At 63.2% G+C, this 23396-nt stretch carries 21 protein-coding genes; 11 read left to right on the forward strand and 10 right to left on the reverse strand.

Annotated features, from left to right (window positions below):
- Positions 1–126: 126 nt before the first annotated feature.
- A complete protein-coding gene (locus ACWICV_RS13785; protein ID WP_454091215.1) occupies positions 127–1740 on the reverse strand; it encodes an AMP-binding protein in 1614 nt (537 codons plus the stop codon).
- A gap of 351 nt (positions 1741–2091) precedes the next feature.
- On the opposite strand from ACWICV_RS13785, the gene ACWICV_RS13790 reads away from it, so the two are divergent.
- The 5 genes from ACWICV_RS13790 (at position 2092) to ACWICV_RS13810 (ending at position 5717) form a co-directional block, all read left to right on the forward strand.
- Positions 2092–3003, forward strand: coding sequence for a LysR substrate-binding domain-containing protein (locus ACWICV_RS13790; protein WP_400289840.1), 912 nt, complete (start codon positions 2092–2094; stop codon positions 3001–3003).
- Positions 2984–4105, forward strand: a complete 1122-nt coding sequence (locus ACWICV_RS13795) for an enolase C-terminal domain-like protein (protein WP_400289838.1) — start codon at positions 2984–2986, stop codon at positions 4103–4105. Before ACWICV_RS13790 ends, ACWICV_RS13795 begins: the two co-directional genes overlap by 20 nt.
- A gap of 12 nt (positions 4106–4117) precedes the next feature.
- A complete protein-coding gene (gene catC / locus ACWICV_RS13800) occupies positions 4118–4396 on the forward strand; it encodes a muconolactone Delta-isomerase (protein WP_105656482.1) in 279 nt (92 codons plus the stop codon).
- Between the two features lie 193 nt (positions 4397–4589).
- Positions 4590–5447: a catechol 1,2-dioxygenase gene (gene catA, locus ACWICV_RS13805; RefSeq protein WP_388024814.1), complete on the forward strand. Its 858-nt coding sequence runs from the start codon at positions 4590–4592 to the stop codon at positions 5445–5447.
- 117 nt (positions 5448–5564) lie between these two features.
- The gene (locus tag ACWICV_RS13810; RefSeq protein WP_332594567.1) at positions 5565–5717 is read left to right on the forward strand and encodes a hypothetical protein; all 153 of its coding nucleotides are present in this window, start codon (positions 5565–5567) and stop codon (positions 5715–5717) included.
- A 153-nt stretch (positions 5718–5870) separates the two neighbouring features.
- Here ACWICV_RS13810 and ACWICV_RS13815 read toward each other — a convergent pair whose 3' ends face one another.
- Positions 5871–6212 carry a DUF1801 domain-containing protein gene (locus ACWICV_RS13815; RefSeq protein WP_402471853.1) on the reverse strand — a complete coding sequence of 114 codons (342 nt, stop codon included), beginning with the start codon at positions 6210–6212 and terminating at the stop codon, positions 5871–5873.
- A gap of 253 nt (positions 6213–6465) precedes the next feature.
- On the opposite strand from ACWICV_RS13815, the gene ACWICV_RS13820 reads away from it, so the two are divergent.
- Positions 6466–6966 (forward strand): hypothetical protein, encoded by a 501-nt coding sequence (locus ACWICV_RS13820; protein WP_400289832.1) that lies wholly within the window; start codon positions 6466–6468, stop codon positions 6964–6966.
- A 151-nt stretch (positions 6967–7117) separates the two neighbouring features.
- The gene (locus ACWICV_RS13825) at positions 7118–8677 is read left to right on the forward strand and encodes a DUF222 domain-containing protein (RefSeq protein ID WP_454091214.1); all 1560 of its coding nucleotides are present in this window, start codon (positions 7118–7120) and stop codon (positions 8675–8677) included.
- Positions 8678–8935: 258 nt separating this feature from the next.
- Here the strand turns inward: ACWICV_RS13825 and ACWICV_RS13830 are convergent, their stop codons facing one another.
- From ACWICV_RS13830 to benA, 6 genes are all read right to left on the reverse strand, one after another.
- Positions 8936–11620: a LuxR C-terminal-related transcriptional regulator gene (locus ACWICV_RS13830; protein ID WP_454091274.1), complete on the reverse strand. Its 2685-nt coding sequence runs from the start codon at positions 11618–11620 to the stop codon at positions 8936–8938.
- A 48-nt stretch (positions 11621–11668) separates the two neighbouring features.
- Positions 11669–13003, reverse strand: a complete 1335-nt coding sequence (locus ACWICV_RS13835) for an MFS transporter (protein WP_105662268.1) — start codon at positions 13001–13003, stop codon at positions 11669–11671.
- A gap of 178 nt (positions 13004–13181) precedes the next feature.
- Positions 13182–13988: a 1,6-dihydroxycyclohexa-2,4-diene-1-carboxylate dehydrogenase gene (locus ACWICV_RS13840; RefSeq protein WP_286134080.1), complete on the reverse strand. Its 807-nt coding sequence runs from the start codon at positions 13986–13988 to the stop codon at positions 13182–13184.
- Positions 13985–15520 (reverse strand): benzoate 1,2-dioxygenase electron transfer component BenC, encoded by a 1536-nt coding sequence (gene benC / locus ACWICV_RS13845; protein ID WP_105656488.1) that lies wholly within the window; start codon positions 15518–15520, stop codon positions 13985–13987. The genes ACWICV_RS13840 and benC overlap by 4 nt, the downstream gene beginning before the upstream one ends.
- 78 nt (positions 15521–15598) lie before the next feature.
- Positions 15599–16129, reverse strand: coding sequence for a benzoate 1,2-dioxygenase small subunit (gene benB, locus ACWICV_RS13850; RefSeq protein ID WP_105656489.1), 531 nt, complete (start codon positions 16127–16129; stop codon positions 15599–15601).
- 19 nt (positions 16130–16148) lie between these two features.
- Positions 16149–17507 carry a benzoate 1,2-dioxygenase large subunit gene (benA, locus tag ACWICV_RS13855; protein WP_332730805.1) on the reverse strand — a complete coding sequence of 453 codons (1359 nt, stop codon included), beginning with the start codon at positions 17505–17507 and terminating at the stop codon, positions 16149–16151.
- 237 nt (positions 17508–17744) lie between these two features.
- On the opposite strand from benA, the gene ACWICV_RS13860 reads away from it, so the two are divergent.
- Both ACWICV_RS13860 and ACWICV_RS13865 read left to right on the forward strand, forming a co-directional pair.
- Positions 17745–19163 carry an MFS transporter gene (locus tag ACWICV_RS13860; protein WP_402735440.1) on the forward strand — a complete coding sequence of 473 codons (1419 nt, stop codon included), beginning with the start codon at positions 17745–17747 and terminating at the stop codon, positions 19161–19163.
- Entirely contained in the window at positions 19132–19557 is a 426-nt protein-coding gene (locus tag ACWICV_RS13865) for a DUF1801 domain-containing protein (protein WP_105656492.1), read from the forward strand. The genes ACWICV_RS13860 and ACWICV_RS13865 overlap by 32 nt, the downstream gene beginning before the upstream one ends.
- 24 nt (positions 19558–19581) lie before the next feature.
- On the opposite strand, the gene ACWICV_RS13870 is transcribed toward ACWICV_RS13865, so the two are convergent.
- Together ACWICV_RS13870 and ACWICV_RS13875 are read right to left on the reverse strand one after the other, a co-directional pair.
- Entirely contained in the window at positions 19582–20019 is a 438-nt protein-coding gene (locus ACWICV_RS13870) for a hypothetical protein (RefSeq protein ID WP_105662264.1), read from the reverse strand.
- Between the two features lie 88 nt (positions 20020–20107).
- The gene (locus tag ACWICV_RS13875) at positions 20108–21217 is read right to left on the reverse strand and encodes a hypothetical protein (RefSeq protein WP_402735439.1); all 1110 of its coding nucleotides are present in this window, start codon (positions 21215–21217) and stop codon (positions 20108–20110) included.
- 402 nt (positions 21218–21619) lie between these two features.
- Between ACWICV_RS13875 and ACWICV_RS13880 the strand changes: the two genes are divergently transcribed.
- Positions 21620–22396, forward strand: coding sequence for an electron transfer flavoprotein subunit beta/FixA family protein (locus tag ACWICV_RS13880; RefSeq protein WP_105656495.1), 777 nt, complete (start codon positions 21620–21622; stop codon positions 22394–22396).
- Positions 22397–22410: 14 nt separating this feature from the next.
- A complete protein-coding gene (locus ACWICV_RS13885) occupies positions 22411–23391 on the forward strand; it encodes an electron transfer flavoprotein subunit alpha/FixB family protein (RefSeq protein WP_402735438.1) in 981 nt (326 codons plus the stop codon).
- Positions 23392–23396: the final 5 nt, after the last annotated feature.

Here is a 23396-nt window from a genome sequence, read left to right on the forward strand (position 1 = left end):
AGGCTTGCCCAAGGCAAGCTACTTGGAAAACTAGCAGTCGGAAAAATCATCGACGCAGTATTTATGTCCAAGGTCACCTCCACCCAAAGCAACGCTGTGCCTTGCGCCCTGCCTGGTGGCATTTGGCTACAGTTCGAGCACTTTCGCCGCATCCTCGCGCAGCTGGTTCTTGCGGATCTTCCCGGTGACGGTGGTCGGGAAATCCTGCAGGATCTGCACGTAGGCGGGGATCTTGTAATGCGCCAGATGCCCGGTGCAATATTCGCCGATGGCCGCAACGTCCAGGGGTTCGCGGCCGTCCCTCAGGCGGATGCAGGCGCAGATCGCCTCGCCGTACTTCTCATCGGGCACCCCGACCACCTGCACGTCCTCGATATCCGGATGCTTGTAGAGGAATTCCTCGATTTCCGCCGGGTAGATGTTCTCCCCGCCACGGATCACCATGTCCTTGATGCGGCCCACGATGGTGCAGTACCCGTCCTCGCGCATCACCGCCAAGTCGCCGGTGTGCATCCAGCCTTCGTCGTCGATGGCCGCCCGGGTCTTGTCTTCGTCGTTCCAGTAGCCGAGCATCACCGAGTAGCCGCGGGTGCAGTATTCGCCGGTTTCCCCGCGCTGCAGGGTTTCGCCGCTCACCGGGTCCACCACCTTGATTTCCACATGCGGGTGCACCCGGCCGATGGTGGAGGTGCGGCGCTCGATATCGTCGTCGCTGCGGGTCTGGCAGGAGACCGGCGAGGTCTCGGTCATGCCGTAGGCGATGGACACCCCGTCCATGCCCATCTCGTCGATGCAGCGGCGCATCACCTCGACCGGGCAGATGGATCCGGCCATGATGCCGGTGCGCAGCGACGAAAGGTCGTAGTCCTTGAAATTGGAGAGGTTCTGCATGGCGATGAACATCGTGGGCACCCCGTACAGGCCCGTGCATTTCTCCTCCGCCACCACCCGCAGCGTGGTTTCGGCGTCGAAGCCCGGGGCCGGGATGACGATGGTCGCGCCCCGGGAGGTGCAGCCCAGGTTGCCCATCACCATGCCGAAGCAGTGGTAGAACGGTACCGGGATGCACAGCCGGTCATGCTCGTCCAGATCGATCATGCCGGTGACCTGGTAGCCGTTATTCAGGATGTTGCGGTGGCTGAGCACCGCGCCCTTGGGGTAGCCGGTGGTGCCCGAGGTGTACTGGATGTTGATCGGGTCCCCGGGCTTGGTGGCCGCCAGATGCCGGGCCAGCTCCTCGTCGCTGACCTGCTCGCCCTCGCCCAGCAATTGGGCGAAGTCCCCGGTGTCCACGTAGACCACGCGTTCGAGGCTCGGGGTGTCGGCGCGGGTCGCCTCCACCATCGAACGGTAGTTGCTGGTCTTGAATTCGGAGACCGCCAGCAGCAGGCGCACCCCGGAGTGGTTGACCGCGTAGGCGTATTCGTGGGTGCGGTAGGCAGGATTGACATTGACCAGGATGACGCCGATCTTCGCGGTGGCGTACTGCGCGAATACCCATTCCGCGCAGTTAGGTGCCCAGATGCCCACCCGGTCTCCCGCCTCCAGGCCGGCTGCCAGAAGGCCCTTGGCCAGGGAGTTGATCTGCGCATCCAGTTCACTCCATGACCAACGCCGTCCGCTGGCCGCTTCGACCAGTGCTTCTGCCGGCCCGAAGCGGGCAGTGGTGCGTTCGAAGTTCGCTCCGATCGTCTCTTCGATCAGCTGCGGTCCGCTCTCGCCCTGGGCATAAGCCTTCATCTGCGTACCCCTTCATGGATCGCCTCGTCGGAATTGGCGGGGACACGAAACATGTGCCCAGCGTCACATTCACACCCTAGCCGCGAGCTGTCCCGCTGCCAAGCGCCAGGAAGGAGCCGCGCCGGTGGCCAAGTGGCGGCATGGGGCAACATGGGGCCCGTGGCAGCCTAGTGCCTCCCGGCATAATTCAACCCTGGAAATCAATCGTTGAATACAGTGCGGCCCAGTCATTCATACTTGTAGACTCTCAATCGACCCAGAATAAGTATTTCACCCTCTTGGACCGCCGCGTTAGAGTTGCCAGCAAGCGTCTTCTGCGCATTCGACGCGCGGTCCGACGATCGGAGCACCATGGACACGAGACTACTTCGCTACTTTGTCGCCGTCGCCGAAGAACGCCATTTCGGCCGCGCAGCGGCGCGCCTGCATATCGCGCAGCCCCCGCTCTCCCAGCAGATCAAGCAGCTCGAAGAGACCCTGGATACCCAGCTGCTGATCCGCACCACGCGCAAGGTGGAACTGACCAACGCCGGCGAGCTGCTGCTGCGCCGCGGACGCATCCTGCTCGCAGAGCTCGACCAGCTCTCCCGCGATGTGCGCACCGTGGGCCAAGGCGCGCTGGGCGTGCTGCGACTGGGTTCCACCGGCAGCGCCACCTCGCGCATCATGCCCAAGCTCATCGAAGCCAGCTCCCAGCAGATGCCGGGCCTGCAGCTGAACGTGCAGGGCGAAATGCTCACCCCGCAGATGGTCGAGGGACTGGTCGAAGGACGCCTGGACCTGGCCATCCTGCGCCCGCCGGTGCGCGGCACCGAGGTGGACTACATGCTGCTGGACCGCGACCACCTGGCCGTGGCGCTGCCGCTGGGCCACCCGCTCGCCGCCCACGATGAGCTGGACCTGGAACAGCTGGCTGGCGAGAAGTTCATCTGCTACCCGCCATCCTCCGCGGTGAACAACATCATCATGGACTCCTGCCGCCGCGTGGGCTTCGCCCCGCAGATCGCGCAGGTGGCCAGCGAGACTTCCACCCTGCTCACCTTCGTCGCCGCGGGCCTGGGCATCGGGTTGCTGCCCACCACGCACTACCTGCCGCACAGCAACCGGATCACCTTCCGGCCGCTGCGCAACGCACCGGCCGTCGACCTGGCGATCGCCTGGAAGGCCGGCAACGAGTCTGCGCTGGTGCGCAACTTCCTGGAACTTTGCACATTGCTCAACCCCCTAGAAAGGCTGGACCCCGATGCGAATCCAGCGGATTGAAACAATCCCCTACGCCATCCCCTACAACCACCCGCTGCGCTTTGCCAGCGGCGAGGTGCACACCGCCGAGCACGTGCTCATCCGCGTGCACACCGACGAAGGCGTGATCGGCACCGCCGACGCCCCGCCGCGCCCGTACACCTACGGCGAGACGCAGAAGTCCATCGTCGCGATCGTGCAGGATGTCTTCGCCCCGCAGCTGATCGGCCTGGAAATCATGGACCGCGCCAAGATCCGCCAGGTGCTGGATAGGACCATCCACAACCAGGTGGCCAAGGGCGCGATCGACATCGCCATCTGGGACGCCATCGGCCAGGCGCTGGGCACGCCGGTGCACAAGCTGCTCGGCGGCTTCACCGACTCGATGCGCGTGAGCCACATGCTCGGCTTCAAGCCCGCCCAGGAGCTGCTCGACGAGGCCCTGCGCTTCGGCGAGCAGTACGGCATCACCACCTTCAAGCTCAAGGTCGGCCGCCGCCCGCTCGCCCTGGACATCGAGGCCTGCCGCGTGCTGCGCGAAGGGCTGGGCGAGGACGTGGAGCTCTACCTGGACGCCAACCGCGGCTGGAGCGCGAACGAGTCCATGGAGGTGCTGCGCCAGACCGAGGGCCTTGGCCTGACCATGCTCGAAGAGCCGTGCGATGCCAAGGAAGCGATGAGCCGACGCCGCCTGGTCGAACGCTCCCCGATCCCGATCGTCGCCGACGAGTCCGCGCCCACCGCGGGCGATGCCTCGCGCGAACTGCTCTCCGGCGGCGCGAACGCAATCTGCATCAAGACCGCCCGCTCGGGCTTCACCGAAGCCACCGAAATCCTGGGCCTGTGCACCGGGCTGGGCGTGGATGTCACCATGGGCAACCAGATCGACACCCAGGTCGGCTCGCTGGCCACGGTGACCTTCGGCGCGGCCTTCGAAGCCACCAGCCGCCGCGCCGGCGAACTGTCCAATTTCCTGGACATGTCCGATGACCTGCTCGCCGAGCCGCTGCAGATCGTCAACGGCCGCATTCCGGTGCGCACCGTGCCCGGCGTGGGTGCCGCCATCGACGAATCCAAGCTGGCGCGCTACCGCCAGGACCACGTGCTTTCCACCTCGAACTAAAGGAGATCCCCCATGTTGTTCCTCGCCCGTATGGACGTTGTTTTCCCGGACCACCTGACCAATGAGCAGGTCGCTGACTTCCAGGCCCGGGAAAAGGAGTACTCCGCAAGCCTGCAGCGCAGCGGCAAGATGCAGGGCATCTGGCGCGTGGTCGGCGAGTACGCGAACCACTCGCTGTACAACGTCGAATCCAACGATGAACTGCACGAAATCCTCAGCGGCTTCCCGATGTACCCGTACATGAAGATCAAGGTCACCGCGCTGGCCAAGCATCCGAATTCGCTGGCCTAGGACTTTTCCGGACCGGCGGATTCCCTCCGTGTCCCAGCCCACAAGCATTGATATTCAGAACGTTCCAATGACCGCCAAATGAGTATTTCACTTGGCATAGACGCTGCACTACATTGAATATCAATCACCCGGGATGATGGGGGTCACAGTATGGATCCGCATCCGCCACACCACATAATTTAGGGGAGTCACCATGACCACTGAAACTCCAGCAGACGCAACTGCAGCCAAGTCCGGCAACGCCGCCACCGACAGCTTCCGCAACTCCGGCAAGCTCGGCAGCATCGCGACCTCCACCGAGCGCGTGAACATGCTTGCTTCCAAGCTCGTCAAGGCCGCCAACGACATCATCCTCGAAGAGCGCGTGAGCTACGACGAGTTCAATGCCCTGAAGGCATGGTTGATCAAGGTTGGCGACGACGGCGAATGGCCATTGTTCCTGGACGTGTGGCTGGAGCACTCGGTGGAAGAGGTCGCCACCGACCACCGTGAAGGCAACAAGGGCTCGATCGAAGGCCCTTACTACGTGCCCGAAGCGCCTTCGCAGAACACCCCTGCCACCATCTCGATGCGCGAGGACGAGAAGGGCACCAACCTGCTCTTCCAGGGCCAGGTTCGCTCCACCGACGGCTCGGCGCTGAAGAACGCCAAGATCGAGCTGTGGCACGCAGACGAAGAGGGGTTCTACTCGCAGTTTGCCCCTGGCATCCCCGAGTGGAACCTGCGCGGCACCTTCATTGCTGACGAGGAAGGCAACTTCCAGATCAACACCATGCAGCCAGCCCCGTACCAGATCCCGACCGACGGCGCCTGCGGCCAGCTGATCGCCGCCGCCGGCTGGCACGCGTGGCGCCCAGCGCACCTGCACCTGAAGGTCTCCGCCGAGGGCCACGAGCTGCTCACCGCCCAGCTGTACTTCCCGGGCGATGCGCACAACGACGACGACATCGCCACCGCGGTGAAGCCGGAACTGATGCTCGACGTGCAGCCAGCAGCATCGGGCAACGGCAAGCAGGTCACCTACGACTTCGTGCTCGACCCTGTGAAGTAAGCCCCAGCGCGCCTCAACACGGCGGGGGTCCCGGCAGCATTGGCCGGACCCCCGCCGTTGCCGTACCCGGAACCTCGACGAACGGGCGAACACCCGCCAATCCAATGGGAGTGCAGCATGAATGCTTCAACACTGAACGATCCAGCCGGGAAGTTCCAGCCCCAATCCATCGCGCACCGAGCTGCCGATGCCAGTGAACCCCAGAACCACTGGGCCTGGACCGGATGGATGCCAGAAGAGGAGCACGGCATCTCGATGCTTGCCGCCTAGGCTTTTGCCCTCAGTACTACCGACGCAAAGCCGAAGGTCCCGACAGCAATGGCGCTGACGGGACCTTCGGCGCACTTGCGGACTGACTCCAGGCAATGCGGCTGCCTGCAGCGGGCGCACTGTTCATCTGGCGGCCAGCTAGCTTGCTCGGGATCAGCCCGCGGCCTTCTTCACCAGTTCCCGGATCCTGTCTTCCGTTGCAGAATCCAGCGAGGTGATAGTCCATGCAACTGGATGCATGTGGGAGCCTTCCTCGTAGGCTGGATTCACGACTTCTCCAAAACCGAAAGCTACGAAGTCCTTGTCAGGCTTGATGTAGCAGACGTCTTTGCCATCCCGGACGTAAAACGGAAGTCCCCAGCGGACGATCGGCTCCAGCGATGGTGCGCTCTGCATGATTATGGCGTGAAGCCGTTCGGCAATCTCGCGATAGGGTGCTGGAGCTGTGCTGAGCTTGGCCAGAACTGCGGCGTCGCCTTTTTTGGTGAAGATCATCCCTAGTCTCCTTCTAACGGTTGGCGCTGCGTTGCGGCGCTGGGTGGTATCGCTCGCGCGATCGCTTTGGGCTCCCGATCGGCACATAATGCACCTTACCGACTAAGGGCATCTGCTTCACGGATTCTTGCACTGGAATACAGACAGCTGGCATCAGGACAGCTTGATCGTGCAAGGACGTAGCACGGACGTCCAGCTCATACGCTTATTGGTTATCCCACCGAGTTGACTAGCGCACTGTTAGGCTACTGACATGCGTAAACTTCTAGCTATCTCCGGGTTCGCCATGATCGTGGCTTACGCGGCTTACGGCTCACTGCTCATGAACAATTGGGCCGTGACCGCAGCAAGTGGGCTTCCCCTCGATGAAACCATTTCCGAGATGGCCTCAATGGACCAGAATTACGACTCGCTTGGAGGGTGGGTCTTCGCAGCCATTGGATCCGCTCTCGCCATCTCCTGGCTCGTTCCGGTAGTTTCCGCCGGACGCAAGCTGCCCGCCTGGGCGGCTATCGGCGCATGGAGCCTGATCATTGCCTTAGGCGCACCGGCTTATTTCTTCGCTTCTTTCGCCAATATGAACTCGGTGGGCGACACCTTTGCCGATTGGAACGCCGATGCCGCCGCGGATCTAGACGCACCCCTGTACATGGCCAGCGTCCTCGCCTTTGCCATACTCGCAGCCATGGCAGCCCGTGGCATCCGAACTGCCTTCACCCGTCCGCCGCGCCCCCTGCATCCAACTAGCAACTAGCAACTAGCACGGCACCCATTACTACCTTCCCTGGTCTAGCGATTTTCGCGCCGGAATCACGCTTAATCGCATTCGCATAAACTTTCTAGAACTTATCCACAATTGGTTTCGAACCAGAAGATACTGTCGATAATCTGCGCGAACGTTAACTATGACTATTCCCGCATATCTAGACGATCACGACGATGAACATCGCCTTCCACTGCGCCCGCCGGGCACCCGCATGGAGTCGCACAGAGCGTCAGCACTCGACGCCCATCGCGAGCACCAGTTGTTCTTCGGACCCATCAAGCAGGTTGCTGACGAACTATTCAATGCGGGCCCCGTGGATGGGCCCGGAGGCGCATTGGAACGCCTGAAGAAACTCCAACGCCTGATGAGCAGCGTTGAAGCCGCTATCTGCGTTTTGCTGGCAGACGGAGTCGAGCAGGTCAGCGCGTCCTTCAATGACCTGATTGCCACCGAGCATGCCCACACCCCAGACGAAGAAGCCGAAGCCAGCAAGAGTGCCGAATACTATGGCATAGACCGTGGCAGCGAGCAGGTCATCAACTCCAATTTCGTAGCTGAGTCAGCTGTCGCATTGCGCGAATCCGTCCGTAAAGTCAGCAAACGGATGTTCCATGCCAAGGGCTTGCGTCACGCCTGCAAAGCCACCCTTGCCGCGCTCGCTGCAGGTGAGATTACCGTTAAGGCCGCCCACGACATCGTCAAATACTCGCAAGACCTTTCCCCGGAGCAGGTCGGCCGCATGGAGGAAAACTTGCTGCCTCTGGCAAGAACAGCCTGCGACGAAACCGTCTACCAGCGGGCCCGTCGCTTTCACGACCGGATGAATCCCAATTCGGCAGAGAACCGGCAGAAGAACGCATTCGCAGCCCGTAATCTCAAGGTGTGGAATGAGGAGAATGGCATGGCTACCTTGCAGCTGCATCACCGAGCTGATGTCATCCATTCGATTCGCAACTCGATAAAGCAGGCAGCCGCCCAGATCACTGATTCCAAGGATCTGCGCACGCAAACGCAGGTTGAAGCCGATGTGCTTGCGGACGTGTATCTGCATGGCTGGCCCGGAATGGAAGGCATGCCGCTGAAGCCACGGGTTGCCATCACGATCCCAGCCATTGAAATGCTCGTGAATCCCGCTCGCGCCCTCGCTGATTTGGAAGGTTACGGGCCGATCCCAATCGGCGTAGCGTTGGAAATCGCCGCGGATGCTCCGTCGTTCCAGCGCGTTCTGACCGACCCATGGACGGGAGCCGCAATTGATGTGGAGCCCAAGAAATATCGGCCTTCCCAGGGGTTGCGCGATTTGCTGCGTTACCGCGACCAGCATTGCGGTTTCCCTGGTTGCCGCCGCCTGCCCGATCGTTCGGAAATTGATCACATCGAAGCGTATGGACAGGGCGGCCACACTACCCGGCAGAACACCCATCTCTTGTGCAAGCAGCATCAGATGTACAAGCACGCGCTTGGCTGGAAGGTCTTCGCTTGCCCGGATGGCTCCAAGACGTGGGTATCTCCGCACGGGCTGCGGTCAATCACGGTTCCCGAGAGCGTGGACAACGTGGAGAAATTTGATCATGTCAACGATCGTTGTCCTCAACGTCCCCAGGAGGCTGCGGCCTGCGAGGTGCAATTGACCCCCGAAGTGCGACGAGTACTGGGGCTCGGCCAAGATGAGGGCCTGCCCGGAACCGGAACCAGTTAGTGCCAGTACCTGATTTGGATTTCGAGTGATAAATTTTTTCAGTCACTAGCACCACCACACCACCCATACTTCGTAGGAGCAACGGCTTTGAGTCCGGTTGCAATGCTGGCCGCGGCCTGAATCAAGAATCCCGGCCGCGTTCGCTTCAAGCGATTCGTGCTGAATGAAAAAAATCTACAGTCACAGCGCGCAGGTCAACTCGAACTCCGCATGGTTTTGCTGCCCTCGGGAATGAAAATTTTTCTCAGTCGGAAGGCACTATCCCTCAAGGTCGAAACGCGCCAGCGCAGCAAGCTCAGTACGGTTTGAGACCGCCAGCTTCGTGTAGATCTTGGTCAGGTGGTATTGCACTGTCTTGGTGCCTATATACAGCTCTTCAGCGACACGTCGATTGCTTGCACCTTCGCAAACCAGCTTGGCCACGGCTTGTTCCTGCGCCGTCAGCGTCGACCAGTCAGCACTCTCCCTGCGCAGCATCCCGGTTCCGCTTGCCTGGAGCTCACGAGTGCAGCGGTCGATGTACACGGATGCATCGAAGTGCGTGAAAATCGCCAGCGCACGGGTCAACGGCGCAACGCATTCGGCTCGCTTGCCGGCTCGGCGCAGGCATTGCCCGTAGTAGAAATCAATTTTTGCCCGGTGGTAGACCGACCCGATGCCTTCCAAACGGCGGATGGCATCTTCAAAGGCCAAACGGGCTGCGTCGATATCACCGCGGGCTGCCAGCAAGGTGCCTTGCACGCTCAGGAATCGAGCGGCTCCGCTCTGGTGGCCTGAAGCGAGAGCACTCTCCAGCAACGGCTGTACGAATTTCTCTGCTTCATCCAGGCGTTCGCAACGGATTAGCGCCATGGCGTATGTATCCTGCCAGGTCCAGAAACCTGCTTGGTCGATGCCCTGCGTACGGTCCAGCCGAAGCAATGGTTCCAGCGTCCGCACAACCTCTTCATGGTTTGCCTGCGCCCGGGCAATCTCGGCCCGCGCCATCCGGTAAGGCATCTCCATAATGGCATAGCTGCCGGTGCGTGCCCACGACTTGCGAAGGTGCAGATCCGCCTGCTCCCAATTGCCGCGCAATGCGTGAATCTGCACCGCCGTCAGCTGGATCAGCGGACGCAGGATCTGGATTTCAGAACGCTCCTGCAGGGACTGCGCGGATCGAACCGTCTCCAGCGCTTGGCCCCAGTCGCCCATGAGGAATTCAGCGCGCGCCGACCAGGCTTTGGCCCACAGCGAGATGCGCAGGGAACCATCGCTGAAGTCCGTGGAGCTGGCTGCGGAGAGCTCGTGCCGGGCTAGCTCCACGCGATCGGTCGCGAGGTAGACCCAGCCCAGTGACATTTCCGCGCGCTGGCGCTGTGCTCCCGCCGGAAGGGTGGCCAGCAGGTCCATCAAGACCTGTTCCCCCTCATCAGCCCGGCCCATCATTGCCAGGCCGAGCCCTTGGATGGCTGCGTTCTCAATGGCCAGCGGGCTGCCCACCTGGGCAAGGCGCAGCGATTGCTCAGCCCAGTCAATGATCTTCTGCCCCTTCAAACGGCACAGCGAATCGAGGACTTGGCGTTGGGCGATCGCGGCCATCACATCGTTGTCCTGATGCTGGACCGCGTTCTGCCAGGCACTGGACAGCCAGCGCTGCGCGGTGTTGGCGCGGCCTTGCAGGATCGAGATGTATCCGGAAAGCACGTCCCGTTCCGGACTGCTTTCCAAGCTCGAAAGCTGATGCGCGAAGGTTTGCGCCCGCGGCAGCTCGCCGGCGGCGACAATCGCATCCACTGCGTTGAGCAGCAGGGAGTCGCGGCGCATCGGTTCCGGGGACAAGTGCATGGCCCTGAAGTACGCGGTAGCGGCCGAAGACCACTCGCCCCGCTTGCCTTGGGACCGCGCGTAGTCTTGCAGTTCCATCGACAAGCGGCCATCGGGCAGGATGCTCGCATCGGCCCGATGGCCCAGCTTGGCCCCCTGGTCCTCGACGATGTCCGCGGCGCAAGCATGCAACCGGATGCGGGTGCTCAGCGGGATCTGATGGTAGACAGCCATTTGGGTCAATGCGTTCTCGAACCCGAGCCGCACCTTCCCGCTATGGCCGTGGGTTTGCGCCAGCGAGGAGTCGAGAATCTGCTGGATCGGCAGCAGCGGATCATCCTCGCCCACCAGCTTGGCGATATTGTCGATCCGGGCCTGCGCGCCGAGCACCGCAGCCGCTTCCAGCAGCGCCCGCGCCCGCGGTTCCAACCCCTCCAATAGCTCGATGACGTGCAACGACAGGGCGTGAGGGGCAGGCGGCCAGCGGTCGAACTGCTCCCAGCTGTGCTCCGGATTCTCCTGGGCCAGCTCGATGACCACCTGCAGGTTGCCCTCGGTGTAGTCCACCAGCTGCTCGACGGCCATGGGCGGCAGGTCGATCCCCGTCCTGGCGCAGATGATCTCGCGCGCATGCGTTGGATCGGGCACTTGAAGCTGCAGGATCTTCAATTGGCTGTCGGCCAGGAATTCCCGGGTTTCCGGTGAAAGCCTGGCCAGGTTCTGGTCGCGCATCACCAGCACGATGAGTACCGGTTCATTGCGCAAGCGGCGCCAGGCGTAGTGCAGCGCCTGGAAGCTCAGGTCATCGACCCATTGCGCATTTTCCAGCACCAGCGCACGGGGTTGCGGCGCCTCCCTGCGCAGGTATTCCAGCAAGGCCTCGCCCAGCGCCCCGGCCGAGCCTGCGTGGCTGCGTTGCAGCAACGGGCCCAAGGCGGCTCCGGGCTGCGCGGTTTCCCAGCGCGAGGCGGTCACCAGCTGCACCGATTGGCTGGCCAACCGGGTTAGCAGCGCCTTGATGATGGTGCTCTTGCCGCTGCCGCGCGGGCCCTTCAGCACGGCCAGGGTACTGCCAGTTTGCTGGACTTCGCGGGAAAGGCCGATGAGCGCATCCTGGCCCTGCTGGGCACTGAGCATGGCGTTCACCAGCCTTCCTGCGTCGCCGCGTTGCGTTTCGATGTGCTGCTACTTCCCTGCTCCCGCGGCAGCCAGCTCTTCTTGCGCGCTGCGCTGCGCGGCCGAACGGGTCATCGGGACGCAGGTGGTGACCAGCGTTCCAACGATAGCAACTGCGGCGAAGACATAGAATGCGGTTCCCGGGGAAACTCCCGCCGAAAGCAGCACTCCGCCCAGCAGCGGGCCGAAGATCCCGCCCAGCCTGCCGAATCCGGCGCACCAGGCCACCCCGGCCCCGCGGGCGGCACTGTGGTAGTAGTTCGACACAAAGCCGTAGATCAGCACCTGCGTGCCGATGGTTCCCACACCTGCCACTGCCACCAGGGACAGCAGCAAGCCCAGCGGGAGCTTGAGGGTCAGCAGCACCATTGCCAGCGCGGCCAGGAAGAAGGTCAGCGCCACGACCTGCTTGGGGCCGACGCGGTCGGCGGCCACCGAAGCCAGCAGCCCGCCGAAGACCGCGGCGAGGTTCAGCACCAGCAAGAAGAGCAGCGAATGGGACTTGCCGTAGCCTGCCTGCTGCATGATTTCCGGCATCCAGGTGTTCAGCCCATAGGTCAGCAGCAGTCCGGCGAAGCTCATCATGCCCAGCAGTGCGGTAGGCAGCGCGTAGCGCCTGGTGGCCAGCGCGGCGAAGCCGACACGTTCGGCCTTCAGCTGCCCGGCATCGGCGTCGCTGGGAAGTTCCAGCAGCATTCCGGTGCGCGCAGCCACCTCGCGGGCTTCGGCCACGCGGCCGCGGGAGAGCAGCCACTGCGGGGATTCGGGCAGCTTGAACCAGGCCATCGGCAGCAGGAACAGCAGCGGCAGCGCGCCGATGAGGAACAGCCCGCGCCAGCCGATCACGTCGCTGAGCACCATGGCCAGCAGCGAGGCGAGCACGCCTCCGGCCGGCACGCCCGAGTAGACGATCGCGTTGTAGTAGTTGCGGCTGTTCTTCGGGGCGAACTCGGCCACCACCGCGCCAGCGGTGGCCACGATCGCGCCCACGCCCATGCCGGTGAGGAAGCGCAGGATGCCGAACCACAGGGTGTCGGAGGCCAGCGCGGTCAGGCCCATGCCGACGGAGAACCAGATGATGCCGGTGATCATCGCCTTGCGCCGGCCGATGTAGTCGCCGATCGCGCCGGTGGACAGCGCACCGACCATCACGCCGAGCAGCGCGTAGCTGCCCAGCAATCCGGCGGCGGCTTCATCGAGCTGGCCGAGCTGGCTGGGGTCCGCCAGCAGCGTGGAGACGATGGTTCCGAAAACCACCAGGTCGTAGCCGTCGAAGATCAGGGCGATGGCGGCGATCACCACCACCCAGCGCACGGCGCCATTGGCGGCATTGCTGGATGTCATTGGGCTGGTATTCACGTGTTTTTCCGTTCGTTTGCGGTGACCGGGGAACCTCGTTGTTCCCCGGAAAATACGTGCCCGGCGCTGGAAGCACGGCCGGGTTGGTGCTGGATGGAACAAACGGCCCGTGATCACGAGCCGTTTGTTCCATGGTGGTGCGTTTGCGGTGCCGGGACTGCCGCTAGCCGAGGTCTCCTCCGGCCACCGCGAGGGTGGAACCGGTGATGTAGGAGGCCTCATCCGAGGCCAGGAACACGATGGGCGCCGACTGCTCGTCCAAGGTGCCGTAGCGCTTGAGCAAGGTTGAGTCCACGGTCTGGTCCACGATGGCCTGGTACCAGGCTTTTTCCTGCTCGCCGGTGGGCGCCGGCCCGCGCTTGACTACCCGTTCAGGGGCTTCGGTGCCGCCCGGCGCGGTGGCGACCACGCGGATGCCCAACTCGGCGCCCTCCATGGCCAGCGCCGAGGTGATGGCCTTGACCCCGCCCTTGGCCGCCGCGTACGGGACGCGGTTCATGCCGCGGGTGGCGACCGAGGAGACGTTCACGATGGTTCCGGATCGGGCCTGGACCATTTCCTCGAAGACCGCACGGCACATCCACAAGGTCGGGAACAGCGATCGCCGGATTTCCTTTTCGATCTCCTCGGGCGCGTAGTGCTCGTAGGGCTTGGCCCAAATGGTTCCGCCCACGTTGTTGACCAGCACATCGATGCGTCCGAACTGGTCCTTCGCGGCGGTGACCGCAGCCAGCGCGCCCTCGTAGGTTTCCAGGTCGGCGGTCACGCTCAGCGCGGTGGCGCCGTCGGCGCGCAGGGCCCCGGCCACCTCGTGGATCAGCGCCGCGCGGTCCACGAGCACCATTTCCCCGCCCTCGGCGGCGATGCGCCGGGCCACGGACCAGCCGATGCCCTGGGCGGCGCCGGTGACCATGACGACCTTGCCGGCAAAGCGTCCCGGATGGAAGGACTCGGGCAGCCCGGCGCTCACTGGGCCGCTGCCTTGGAAGCGGCGGCCATGGTGGCCTTGGCGTGCTGGTTGTGCGCGGTGATCGCTGCGCGGGCAGCGGCGATGTCCTGCTTCTCGAAAGCGGCGACGATGCCCAGGTGGTCGGCGTCCACGGCCCCGTCGATCCAGTGCTCCTGGCGCAGCACGGCGGCCATCAGCGCCGGCACGTCCAGGCGGCGGTAGGCCTGCAGCAGGTGCTCGTTGCCCACGGCCTTGAACAGGAATTCGTGGAAGGCGTCATTGGTGACGGTGAATTCCTCGGCGTTGATGAACTTCTCGCCGTCCAGGGTCTTGCCGGCCAGTTCGGCCAGGACCTTGAATTCGCCCAGCTGGCCCTCGGCCAGCTTGCCCATGGTCAGCTCGACGACGGCCAGTTCCAAGGCCATGCGCGCATCGAACTGGGCCTCGAAGCTGGCGTGCTCCTCGCCGATTTCGTAGCCCTGGTCGGCGGCGGCTTGCGCGGCGGGCGCCTCGGCAGCCGGGGCGGCAGGCTCGGCGTCCGGAACGACGGCCAGCGCGAACTTCTCGTAGTAGAAATTCTGCGGCTTGAGGCCTTCGGCTTCCAGGTGGCGGCGCACGCCCTCCACCATCGGAGGCGGGCCGCAAAGGTAGATATCCACGTCGCCCTCGGCCAGGTGCTGCGGCTCGAAGTGGTTGGTGACGTAGCCCTTCTTCTGTGAAGCGCTGTCCGGGTCACCCACCACGGTGTCGAAGCTGAAGCCCGCGATGCGCTGGGTGTAGTCCTGCAGCACATCGAGTTCGACCAGGTCGATGTCGGTGTTCACGCCGTAGATCAGGTGCACCGGGTGCGGGTTGTCCATGCCGGCCAGCTTCTCCAGGATGGCCAGCAGCGGGGCCAGGCCGGTGCCGCCGGCGAGCAGCAGCGATTGGCGCTTGGGTTCGCGCAGGAAGAAGCTGCCCATCGGGCCGGTGAAGGTGATGCGGTCGCCCACCTGCGCGGTATCGCGCATGTAGGTGGACATCAGACCGCCGTCGGTGATGCGGATCAGGAAGGAGACGATGTCCACTTCCGGGCCCGAGCTGAAGGAGTAGGAACGGGTTTGCCCACCGGAGCCGGGGACCTCGATGTTCACGTACTGGCCCGGCAGGAAGGAGAGGTCTTCGCGCTTGTCCACCTCGAGGCTGAAGGCGCAGGTGGTTTCGGAGATGCGGCGGATCTCGCTCAGCGTGGATTCGAAGGAGGCGGCCGAGGTCTTGGCGACATCCGAGGTGGTCGGGATCTGCAGCACGAGGTCGGATTCGGGGACCATCTGGCAGGGCAAGCAGTATCCGGCCTCTGCCTCGTCGTCGGTCAAGGCTTCTTCGATGTAGTCGCCGCCGTCGTACTTGCCCGACTCGCAGAAGGCCTTGCAGGTGCCGCAGGCGCCGTCGCGGCAGTCCAGCGGGATGTTGATGCGGGCTTTGTAGGAGGCATCGGCGACGGTTTCGTTCGCGCCGACCTTGATGAAGCGGGTGATTCCGTCTTCAAAGGCGAGGGCTACCTGGTGGGACATGGCATGCTCATTTCACAGGATTCGGGGATGGGCGATTCGGCGGGGCCTGCACTGGCCCCGCCGCCCAATGGGTGTCGCTTAAATGTGGTAGATGTCCACGACGTGGTGGATGTAGTCGTTCTTCAGGACGACCTTCTTCGCGGTGATCACCGGCGCGGTGCCGGAGTAGTCGATCGTGTAGAACGAGGTGCCGAAGTAGGTGTCCACGTTCTGGTAGCGGTAGTACAGGGTGAACCAGTTGAAGCGGATGTCCACCTTGTCGCCGTCCACTGCAACGATCTCCACGTTGGTGATGTTGTGCCCGGTGCGCGGCTCGGGCAGCGAGGTGGCCGAGGAGCGGTCGGTCTTGATGCGGAAGACGCGGTCTTCCAGGCCGCCGCGGTTAGCGTAGTAGATCAGCGAGATTTCGCGCTGCGGATCTTCGGTCAGCTGCTCGTCGTCGGCCCAGGCCGGCATCCAGAAGGTGGCTTCCGGGTGGTAGCAGTCCAGCCAACGGTCGAAGTCGCGGTCATCGAGGAAGCGGGCTTCCTGGTAGAGGAACTGCGCGATATCCGCGGTGGTGACTGCGCCGTTGGAAGTCGGCGCCTCGGTCAGTGCGATGGTGCTCATCTGTCTTGTCCCTTCGGCCTTAGTTCTGTGCTTCGCGTTCGTTGTCCACGGCTTGGCGCATGGTCTGCAGCCAGTAGCCGTGCTGGATCGGGTACAGGCCCTCGTCCTCGGTGCGCGCCCCGGAGGAGATGGGCTTCAGGCCCACCTTGTCCGCGTTCTCATCCGGTCCGGTGATCTGGTGGGCCTGGCCGCGCGAGAGGTCATTCCACTGCGCCGAGGTGGCCAGGTAGGTCTTCTGGCAGGAGCGGAATTCTTCCAGGTCATCCGGGGTGGCCATGCCCGAGGCGTTGAAGAAGTCCTCGTACTGGCGGATGCGGGCCGCGCGCGCGGTGTCCGACTCGCCCACCGGGGCGAAGCAGTAGATGGTCACCTCGGTCTTGTCCACTGCCACCGGCCGGAAGACGCGGATCTGCGAGCCGAACTGGTCCATCAGGTACACGTTCGGGTACAGGCACAGGTTGCGCGAAATGCCGATCATCCAGTCGGCCTTGGCTTCGCCGAACTTGGCAACCAGCTCGTCGCGCTTCTCGGCCAGCGGGCGGTTGGCCGGGTCCAGCCATTCGGTCCACAGCAGCAGGTGGCCGTGCTCGAAGGAGTAGTAGCCGCCCTTCTGCTTGTCCCAGCCGCCGGCGTCCATGGTCTTGGTGTCGTTGGAGGATTCGCCGTTGGCGCGGCGGGCCTGGGTGGCGGCGTAGTTCCAGTGGGTGGCCGAGACGTGGTAGCCGTCGGCGCCGTTCTCCGCCTGCAGCTTCCAGTTGCCGTCATAGGTGTAGGTCGAGGCGCCGCGCAGCACTTCCAGGCCTTCTTCGGACTGGTCAACCATCATGTCGATGATCTTCGTGGCCTCGCCCAGGTGCTCTTCCAGCGGCAGGACATCGGCGTTCAGCGAGCCGAAGAGGAAACCGCGGTAGTTCTCGAAACGGGCAACCTTGGTCAAATCGTGGGAGCCGTCCTTGTTGAACTGCTCCGGGTAGCCAGCTCCCCGCGAATCCTTGACCTTGAGCAGCTTGCCGGAGTTGTTGAAGGTCCAGCCATGGAACGGGCAGGTGAAGGTGGTGCGGTTATCGGTCTTGCGCCGGCAGAGCATGGCTCCGCGGTGGCTGCAGGCGTTGATCAGCGCATTGAGTTCGCCCTGCTTGTTGCGCGAGATGATGATGGGCTGGCGGCCGATGTTGGTGGTGTAGTAGTCGCCGATGTTCGGGATCTGGGACTCGTGGGCCAGGTACACCCAGTTGCCTTCCCAGATGTGCTTCATTTCCATCTCGAAAATCTCTTCGTCGGTGAAGATATTTCGGTTGGCGCGGAACTCTCCGGTTTCCGGGCTGTCAACCAGCGCGTTATCCAGCAGGCTGGATACCTCGTTCAGGGTCTCGGTCATGGCGTGGTGTGCTCCGTCCATTCAATGCTCGTTTAAAGGGGAAACCGCTGCAGCCGGTTTGCATGGATTCAACCTTGGCAGAAAGTGCGGGCGGTCACACTAGGGTTATGCCTAGGCTTGGGCTAGGCATCTGACTACTATGTTTTCGATCGTCTGAATTCACACCTGTTGCCTATCAATGCATCGGCGTATTCTTTTGCTACGACCACCAGCCACTTTTTCGAAGCAGGCTTGCCCATGCGCGATGAAGGACCCCCTGATCTCCCGCCGGCCCACGGCCAGAACCACGAAGTTCCGCCGCAGGGCCAGCGCTCTTTCATGCACATCCTGGTCAACACCGCCGTCGCGAACCTCACCACCAGCTACCTGTGGTTCGCGCTGACCTTCTGGGTGTACCTGGAGACCGAGAACGTCATGGCCACCGGCATCATCGGCGGCGCATTCATGCTGCTGATCTCCGTGTTCTCCATGGTTTTCGGGACGATCGTGGACAACCACCGCAAGAAATCGGTCTTCGTCTTCTCCGCAATGATCACCGCTGTGGCCTTTTCCCTGGCTGGGCTGATCTACCTCTGGCTGCCCACGAAGGACATCCTGGATATCGGCGGATGGCAGTTCTGGATCTTCTGCCTGGTCATCCTGTTCGGCGCGATCGTGGAGCAGATGCGAGGCATCGCGCTGTCCACGACGGTCACCTTGCTGATCCCGGTCGAGCGCCATGCCAACGCCAACGGGCTGGTGGGCACGGTGCAGGGCATCGCCTTCATCATCACCAGCGTGTTCTCCGGGCTGTCCATCGGACTGCTGGGGATGGGATGGACGCTGGCCATTGCCATCGTGATGGTCGTGGTCACGATGCTGCACCTTTTGGGCATCTCCATCCCGGAGGAGGAACCGGAAAAGGAGGAGGGGCGGACCAAGACCAGCGACCTGCGCCTGGGCTTCACTACAGTGATGGCCATCCCTGGCCTATTCGCGCTGATCATCTTCTCGATGTTCAACAACTTCATCGGCGGCACCTACATGGCGCTGATGGATCCCTACGGGCTGACCATCATGCCGGTCGAAGCCTGGGGCATCACCTTCGGGCTGGCATCCACCGGCTTCATCATCGGCGGCTTGGCCATCGCCAAGTTCGGTCTGGGGGCCAACCCGATCCGCACCATGCTCCTGCTGGTTGCCGTCATGGGATTCCTCGGCGCGATCTTCACCATCCGCGAATGGACGTGGCTCTATGTGCTGGGCATCTGGCTCTACATGATGCTGATCCCGGCGGTGGAAGCCTCGGAGCAAACGGTGATCCAGAAGGTGGTCACCTTCCGCCGCCAGGGCCGGGTGTTCGGCTTCGCCCAGATGATGGAAGCCGCCGCGGCGCCGATTACCGCTTTCCTGATCGCGCCGATTGCCCAGTACCTGGTCATCCCCTTCATGCGCTCGCCAGCGGGCGACGACCGATTCGGCTGGCTGGTGGGGCAAGGCCAGGCGCGCGGCATCGCCTTGATATTCCTGGCCGGCGGGCTGATCATGATTGTGGTGGCGCTGCTGGCCATGGGCACCAGCCAGTACCGCAAGCTGTCGACAATTTTCCAGGCCGAATCACCTGGAGCACCCGAGGAGGCATCACTTGCCAACAAGTCAGAAGACCCTTCCAACTGAGGCCAGCGTGGAGGAATTCATTGAGGCGGCAACCCCGGCCAAGCGCCGGGTTGACGGCCACGAACTGGACCGCATCTTCCGCGAAGCCACCGGCGAGCAGCCGGTGATGTGGGGACCGAGCATGGTGGGCTACGGAAGCTACACCTACATCTCCCCTGCCAATGCGCGCACCACGGGCATCTGGCCCAAGACCGGTTTCTCGCCGCGCAAGGCCCAGCTCTCGCTCTACGGGCTGAAGGACCTTCCCGAGGGCGCCCAGCTCTTGCCGCAGCTGGGCAAATACACCGAGGGAGCCGGTTGCGTGTACGTGAAAAAGCTGGAGGACATCGACCTGGAGGTGCTGCGGAAACTGATCTCCATCGCTGCCTCGCGGCAGGACGACCAGGCTCGATAGCCTCCAGGGGCTTAGCTCCGCCGCCTAGTTCGCCACGGCGGCCAGCCGGGCCTTCCTGAAACGCCTGAAAATTGCCCGCCCGCCTGCAACTGCACCCAGCACAATTGCCACCGCACCCGAGAATAGCGAGACGGCCATGGGAAGCTGCGGGCTGGCGGAATCCGGGAAAGCGTCAAAGAGCAGTAGCGTCCAGAAAAGGCCGGGAATCACCCCGGCGGCCAGGGCGCTGAAGCTGAACACCAGAGCGTGCAGCCAGCGCTCGGTTGCGCTTCCCAGCCATGCCATCACGCCGGCAACTGCCAGCCATGGAAGCAGCGGGAACGCCAAGGGCACCCACAAGTCGGGTTCGGACCACCATGGGGCATCCGCGATCAGCGGATCCACGATCAGCAGCAACACCGCAAAGAGGATCCCGCTGGCTGCAGCCAGCCAGCTCATTGGCCAACTGATTTTCTTGCCCATTAGCGATTGCCTGCTTGCTACTAGCGAATATCTTCCTAGGTTGGATGATACCCGCAGACTGGTGCCTCTGCGGGTATCATCCCCTGCCTTATTCGGCTTCTTCGAAGAAGGCCTCGACCTCTGAGATGCCGGCGGAGATGACCGGAACCAGGCGCTCGTCGATGCTGTAGTGCTCGCCGTCCTTGGAAATCAGACCGTAGCCGACCAAGGAATCCATGGCGATGCGGGCTTCTGGAAGCACGGCATCGTAGATCTTCGGACCGCAGTTGCGGCGCAGGCCCTCCAAGTCCCCTTCGCGGCCGGTGGATGCGGTGACCAGCAGGTTGCGCAGCACCAGGTAATGGGCTTCATCCCGCAAGGTGACATCGAAGGTCGGGTTCAGGTGCGCCTGGACGCAGCCGACAGCCATCTCGAAGAGCAGCTGCGCGCTGCCCGCTTCCTCGCCGGCAACCAGCAATTCGTAGGCGTCCGGATCCGTGCGCAACACCGATCCTTCCGACTCCACGACGGACATCCGGCCGGCGCTCCAGATGTAGTTGAAGGCTAGTGGCGCCGGGCCTTCCGGGTCGAAGGTTTCGGCATCCAGGCCAACGGCAGTCAATACCTTGGCGCGCGGCGCTTCGGCTGCTGCACTGAAGTCCTCCATGTCCACGCCTTCGGCCACTGCCTGGGCATAGGCCTTGACCTGGCTGAACAACCTGGTTTCGCGCAGCAATCCGCATAGCTCCGCGTCGCCCTCGGCAAAACCATTGAGCGTATCTTCCAGCATCTCGCGCAGGGCTTCGAGGTTCTCCGCAGGGCCCTGCCAGAGCATGCGCCGCTCGATGAAGCTGAAGTATTCCAGCCATGTGGTGAAGATCGGCTCCGGAGCCAAGGATTCCGGCAGGTTGCCCAGGTGCTCGGCCAGAGTCTCGCCGAAGACATCGATGTCCAGGTCGAACAGGTTCGAGCTGCGGGCGTTCTCGGCGTACTGGCCGGCGATCTGCCCGATGACGTCCAGCTGCATGCCCGCTGCCTGCGCCGCCTGTTCAGGCGAAAAGGCAGGAACCTGCTGCGCTACCCAAGTTGTGTAGTCCTGGCGAAGCGCATTGATCTGCTGTTCAGCCTGGATCAGGAACACGCTGCGGCCGCGCGCTGCCGCCTTGGCAGGATTTCCTGCGCCCGAGTTCTTCTTGCCTTGACGCTTTTTGCTGGCCATGAGCCGTCCTTTGGTTCCGAAATTGGTCTCTGGTTAAAGCCTACGGTGCCCGCCCGAAGCCGGGCGAATAGCGCGATGCGGCTCACCTGCGTGGAAGCATGCCCGGATGACCCCGCCGGATCGTGGACCTTTGGTGTTCAAGGTGCTCACTTGCTGTTTTCTTGTCCACTTTCATTGACCAATGGCGCTGAATCCGACAAGATGAACAGCAAAGACAGACGTAGCCTGCGACACAATGCTTTCAGCTCTGCAGAAAATCTGCGCCGTGGCCTATTAATGAACTTGGATTTCCTAGTAGTTTCGGCGGGGGCCGCTTCAGTGGTCCGCGAAGCCCCGGATCATTGGTGATTTCCGGCCATCGGCTGTCCTGGCAGATGCTACTGCGATAAGAGGGAGAAAATAATGAAGATCGCGGTTTTGATCAAAGAAGTCCCAGATACCGGAGAGGACCGCCTGCTGGATCTGGAGACCGGCCTGGCTGACCGTGCCGCTTCAGAAGTGGTGCTCGATGAAATCGGCGAGCGGACCTTGGAAGTTGCGCTGAAGCATGCTGATGCGAACCCTGGAACTGAAATCACCGTGCTGACCATGGGCCCGGATTCAGCTCAGGCCACCCTGCGCAAGGGCTTGGCCATGGGCGCTGCCAGCGCCGTGCATATCAGCGACGAGGAGCTTCTCGGCGCCGATCTGGTCCTCACCGCGCAGGTCCTGGCGGCGGCTTTGCGCCGAGGCAGCTACGATCTGGTCCTCACCGGCAACATGTCCACCGACGGCTCCGCGGGCATGCTCCCGGTCATGCTGGCCGAGCTGCTTGATCTTCCGGCGGCGACTTCGTTGTCCTCGGTAGAAATTGCCGACGGCGCGATCAGCGGATTGCGCGAGCTGGATGGCGCTGCCGCCCAGATCAGCGCTCCATTGCCAGCGGTCGCTTCGATCACCGAGGCATTGCCGGATGCCCGCTTCCCGAATTTCAAGGGCATCATGGCCGCGAAGAAGAAACCGGTCGAGTCCCTGTCCCTGGCCGATTTGGGCGTCGAGTCCCTGCCTGCGGATACTGCGCGTTCCATCATGGTTTCGGTGGCCCAGCGCCCGCCCCGCACCGCTGGAACTGTCATTGCCGATGACGGCGATGCCGGTAACGCAGTGGCCGAATTCCTCGTCAAGAACAACCTGGTGTGAGCGGAAAGAAAACCATGACTTCCTTTGCTTCTGATTCAATTCTTGTTTTCCTCGAGACCACGGCCACTGGAACGCTGGCCAAGAACCACGAGGAACTGCTCGGCGCCGCCTCTGCCGTGGGCACCCCGGTAGCGCTTGTCGCCGCTCCGGCCGGATCCCTTGATACCCTGGCGGCGCAAGCCAGCGAGTCTGGCGCCGCGCAGGTACTCACCGCCGCCGTCGATTCTCCGGTGCTGACCGCGCCGATGGCTGACGCGCTGCAGCAGGCCTTCGCGCAAATCCAGCCACAAGCCGTACTGCTGGGGCATACCCTGGCTTCGCGCGAAGTGGCCGCACGCTTCGCGGTGCGCCACCGCTTGGCGCTGAGCGTCGATGCGCTCGGTGTTTCGCGTGATGACCAGGGAATCATCGCAGCCCACTCGATCTACGGCGGCGCGTATTCGACCCACAGCGCCCCGACCTTCGGCGCGCCGGTGATCACCGTGCGCGTGGGCAGCATCGAAGAGCGTGCCCAGGCCCAACCGGCGAGCGCGATCCCGCTGGAAGCAGCCGCCAGCGGCAAGCCGGAGGTCGAGGTCAAGGAACTGAGAACGGCCGAAACGGCATCCACCCGTCCCGAGCTGCGTTCCGCGGCACGCGTGGTCTCCGGTGGCCGCGGGTTGGGCAGCGCGGAGCAGTTCGACCTGGTGCACCAGCTGGCCGATGCCTTGGGCGCTGCCGTGGGCGCGTCGCGTGCGGCGGTGGATGCCGGATACGTCGAGCATGCCGCCCAGGTGGGCCAGACCGGCGTGGCAGTTTCTCCCCAGCTGTACGTGGCACTGGGCATTTCCGGAGCCATCCAGCACAAGGCGGGCATGCAGACCGCCAAGACCATCATCGCCATCAACAAGGATGCCGATGCGCCGATCTTCGAGATCGCCGACTTCGGCGTGGTGGGGGATGTCTTCAAGGTCGTGCCCCAGCTGATTTCCGCCTTGGAAGCACGCAAGGCCTGATCGCC

The organism is Glutamicibacter sp. NPDC055354, assembly GCF_053644955.1.

Bases quoted from the DNA above. Each gene is read 5' to 3' on its own strand.
- ACWICV_RS13885 (WP_402735438.1), top strand. From the start codon at position 22,411: ATGACTTCCTTTGCTTCTGATTCAATTCTTGTTTTCCTCGAGACCACG.
- ACWICV_RS13880 (WP_105656495.1), top strand. From the start codon at position 21,620: ATGAAGATCGCGGTTTTGATCAAAGAAGTCCCAGATACCGGAGAGGAC.
- ACWICV_RS13835 (WP_105662268.1), bottom strand. From the start codon at position 13,003: ATGACATCCAGCAATGCCGCCAATGGCGCCGTGCGCTGGGTGGTGGTG.
- ACWICV_RS13795 (WP_400289838.1), top strand. From the start codon at position 2,984: ATGCGAATCCAGCGGATTGAAACAATCCCCTACGCCATCCCCTACAAC.
- ACWICV_RS13870 (WP_105662264.1), bottom strand. From the start codon at position 20,019: ATGGGCAAGAAAATCAGTTGGCCAATGAGCTGGCTGGCTGCAGCCAGC.
- benB (WP_105656489.1), bottom strand. From the start codon at position 16,129: ATGAGCACCATCGCACTGACCGAGGCGCCGACTTCCAACGGCGCAGTC.
- ACWICV_RS13860 (WP_402735440.1), top strand. From the start codon at position 17,745: ATGCGCGATGAAGGACCCCCTGATCTCCCGCCGGCCCACGGCCAGAAC.
- ACWICV_RS13875 (WP_402735439.1), bottom strand. From the start codon at position 21,217: ATGGCCAGCAAAAAGCGTCAAGGCAAGAAGAACTCGGGCGCAGGAAAT.
- benC (WP_105656488.1), bottom strand. From the start codon at position 15,520: ATGTCCCACCAGGTAGCCCTCGCCTTTGAAGACGGAATCACCCGCTTC.
- ACWICV_RS13790 (WP_400289840.1), top strand. From the start codon at position 2,092: ATGGACACGAGACTACTTCGCTACTTTGTCGCCGTCGCCGAAGAACGC.
- catA (WP_388024814.1), top strand. From the start codon at position 4,590: ATGACCACTGAAACTCCAGCAGACGCAACTGCAGCCAAGTCCGGCAAC.
- ACWICV_RS13825 (WP_454091214.1), top strand. From the start codon at position 7,118: ATGACTATTCCCGCATATCTAGACGATCACGACGATGAACATCGCCTT.
- ACWICV_RS13785 (WP_454091215.1), bottom strand. From the start codon at position 1,740: ATGAAGGCTTATGCCCAGGGCGAGAGCGGACCGCAGCTGATCGAAGAG.
- catC (WP_105656482.1), top strand. From the start codon at position 4,118: ATGTTGTTCCTCGCCCGTATGGACGTTGTTTTCCCGGACCACCTGACC.
- ACWICV_RS13810 (WP_332594567.1), top strand. From the start codon at position 5,565: ATGAATGCTTCAACACTGAACGATCCAGCCGGGAAGTTCCAGCCCCAA.
- benA (WP_332730805.1), bottom strand. From the start codon at position 17,507: ATGACCGAGACCCTGAACGAGGTATCCAGCCTGCTGGATAACGCGCTG.
- ACWICV_RS13820 (WP_400289832.1), top strand. From the start codon at position 6,466: ATGCGTAAACTTCTAGCTATCTCCGGGTTCGCCATGATCGTGGCTTAC.
- ACWICV_RS13830 (WP_454091274.1), bottom strand. From the start codon at position 11,620: ATGCTCAGTGCCCAGCAGGGCCAGGATGCGCTCATCGGCCTTTCCCGC.
- ACWICV_RS13815 (WP_402471853.1), bottom strand. From the start codon at position 6,212: ATGATCTTCACCAAAAAAGGCGACGCCGCAGTTCTGGCCAAGCTCAGC.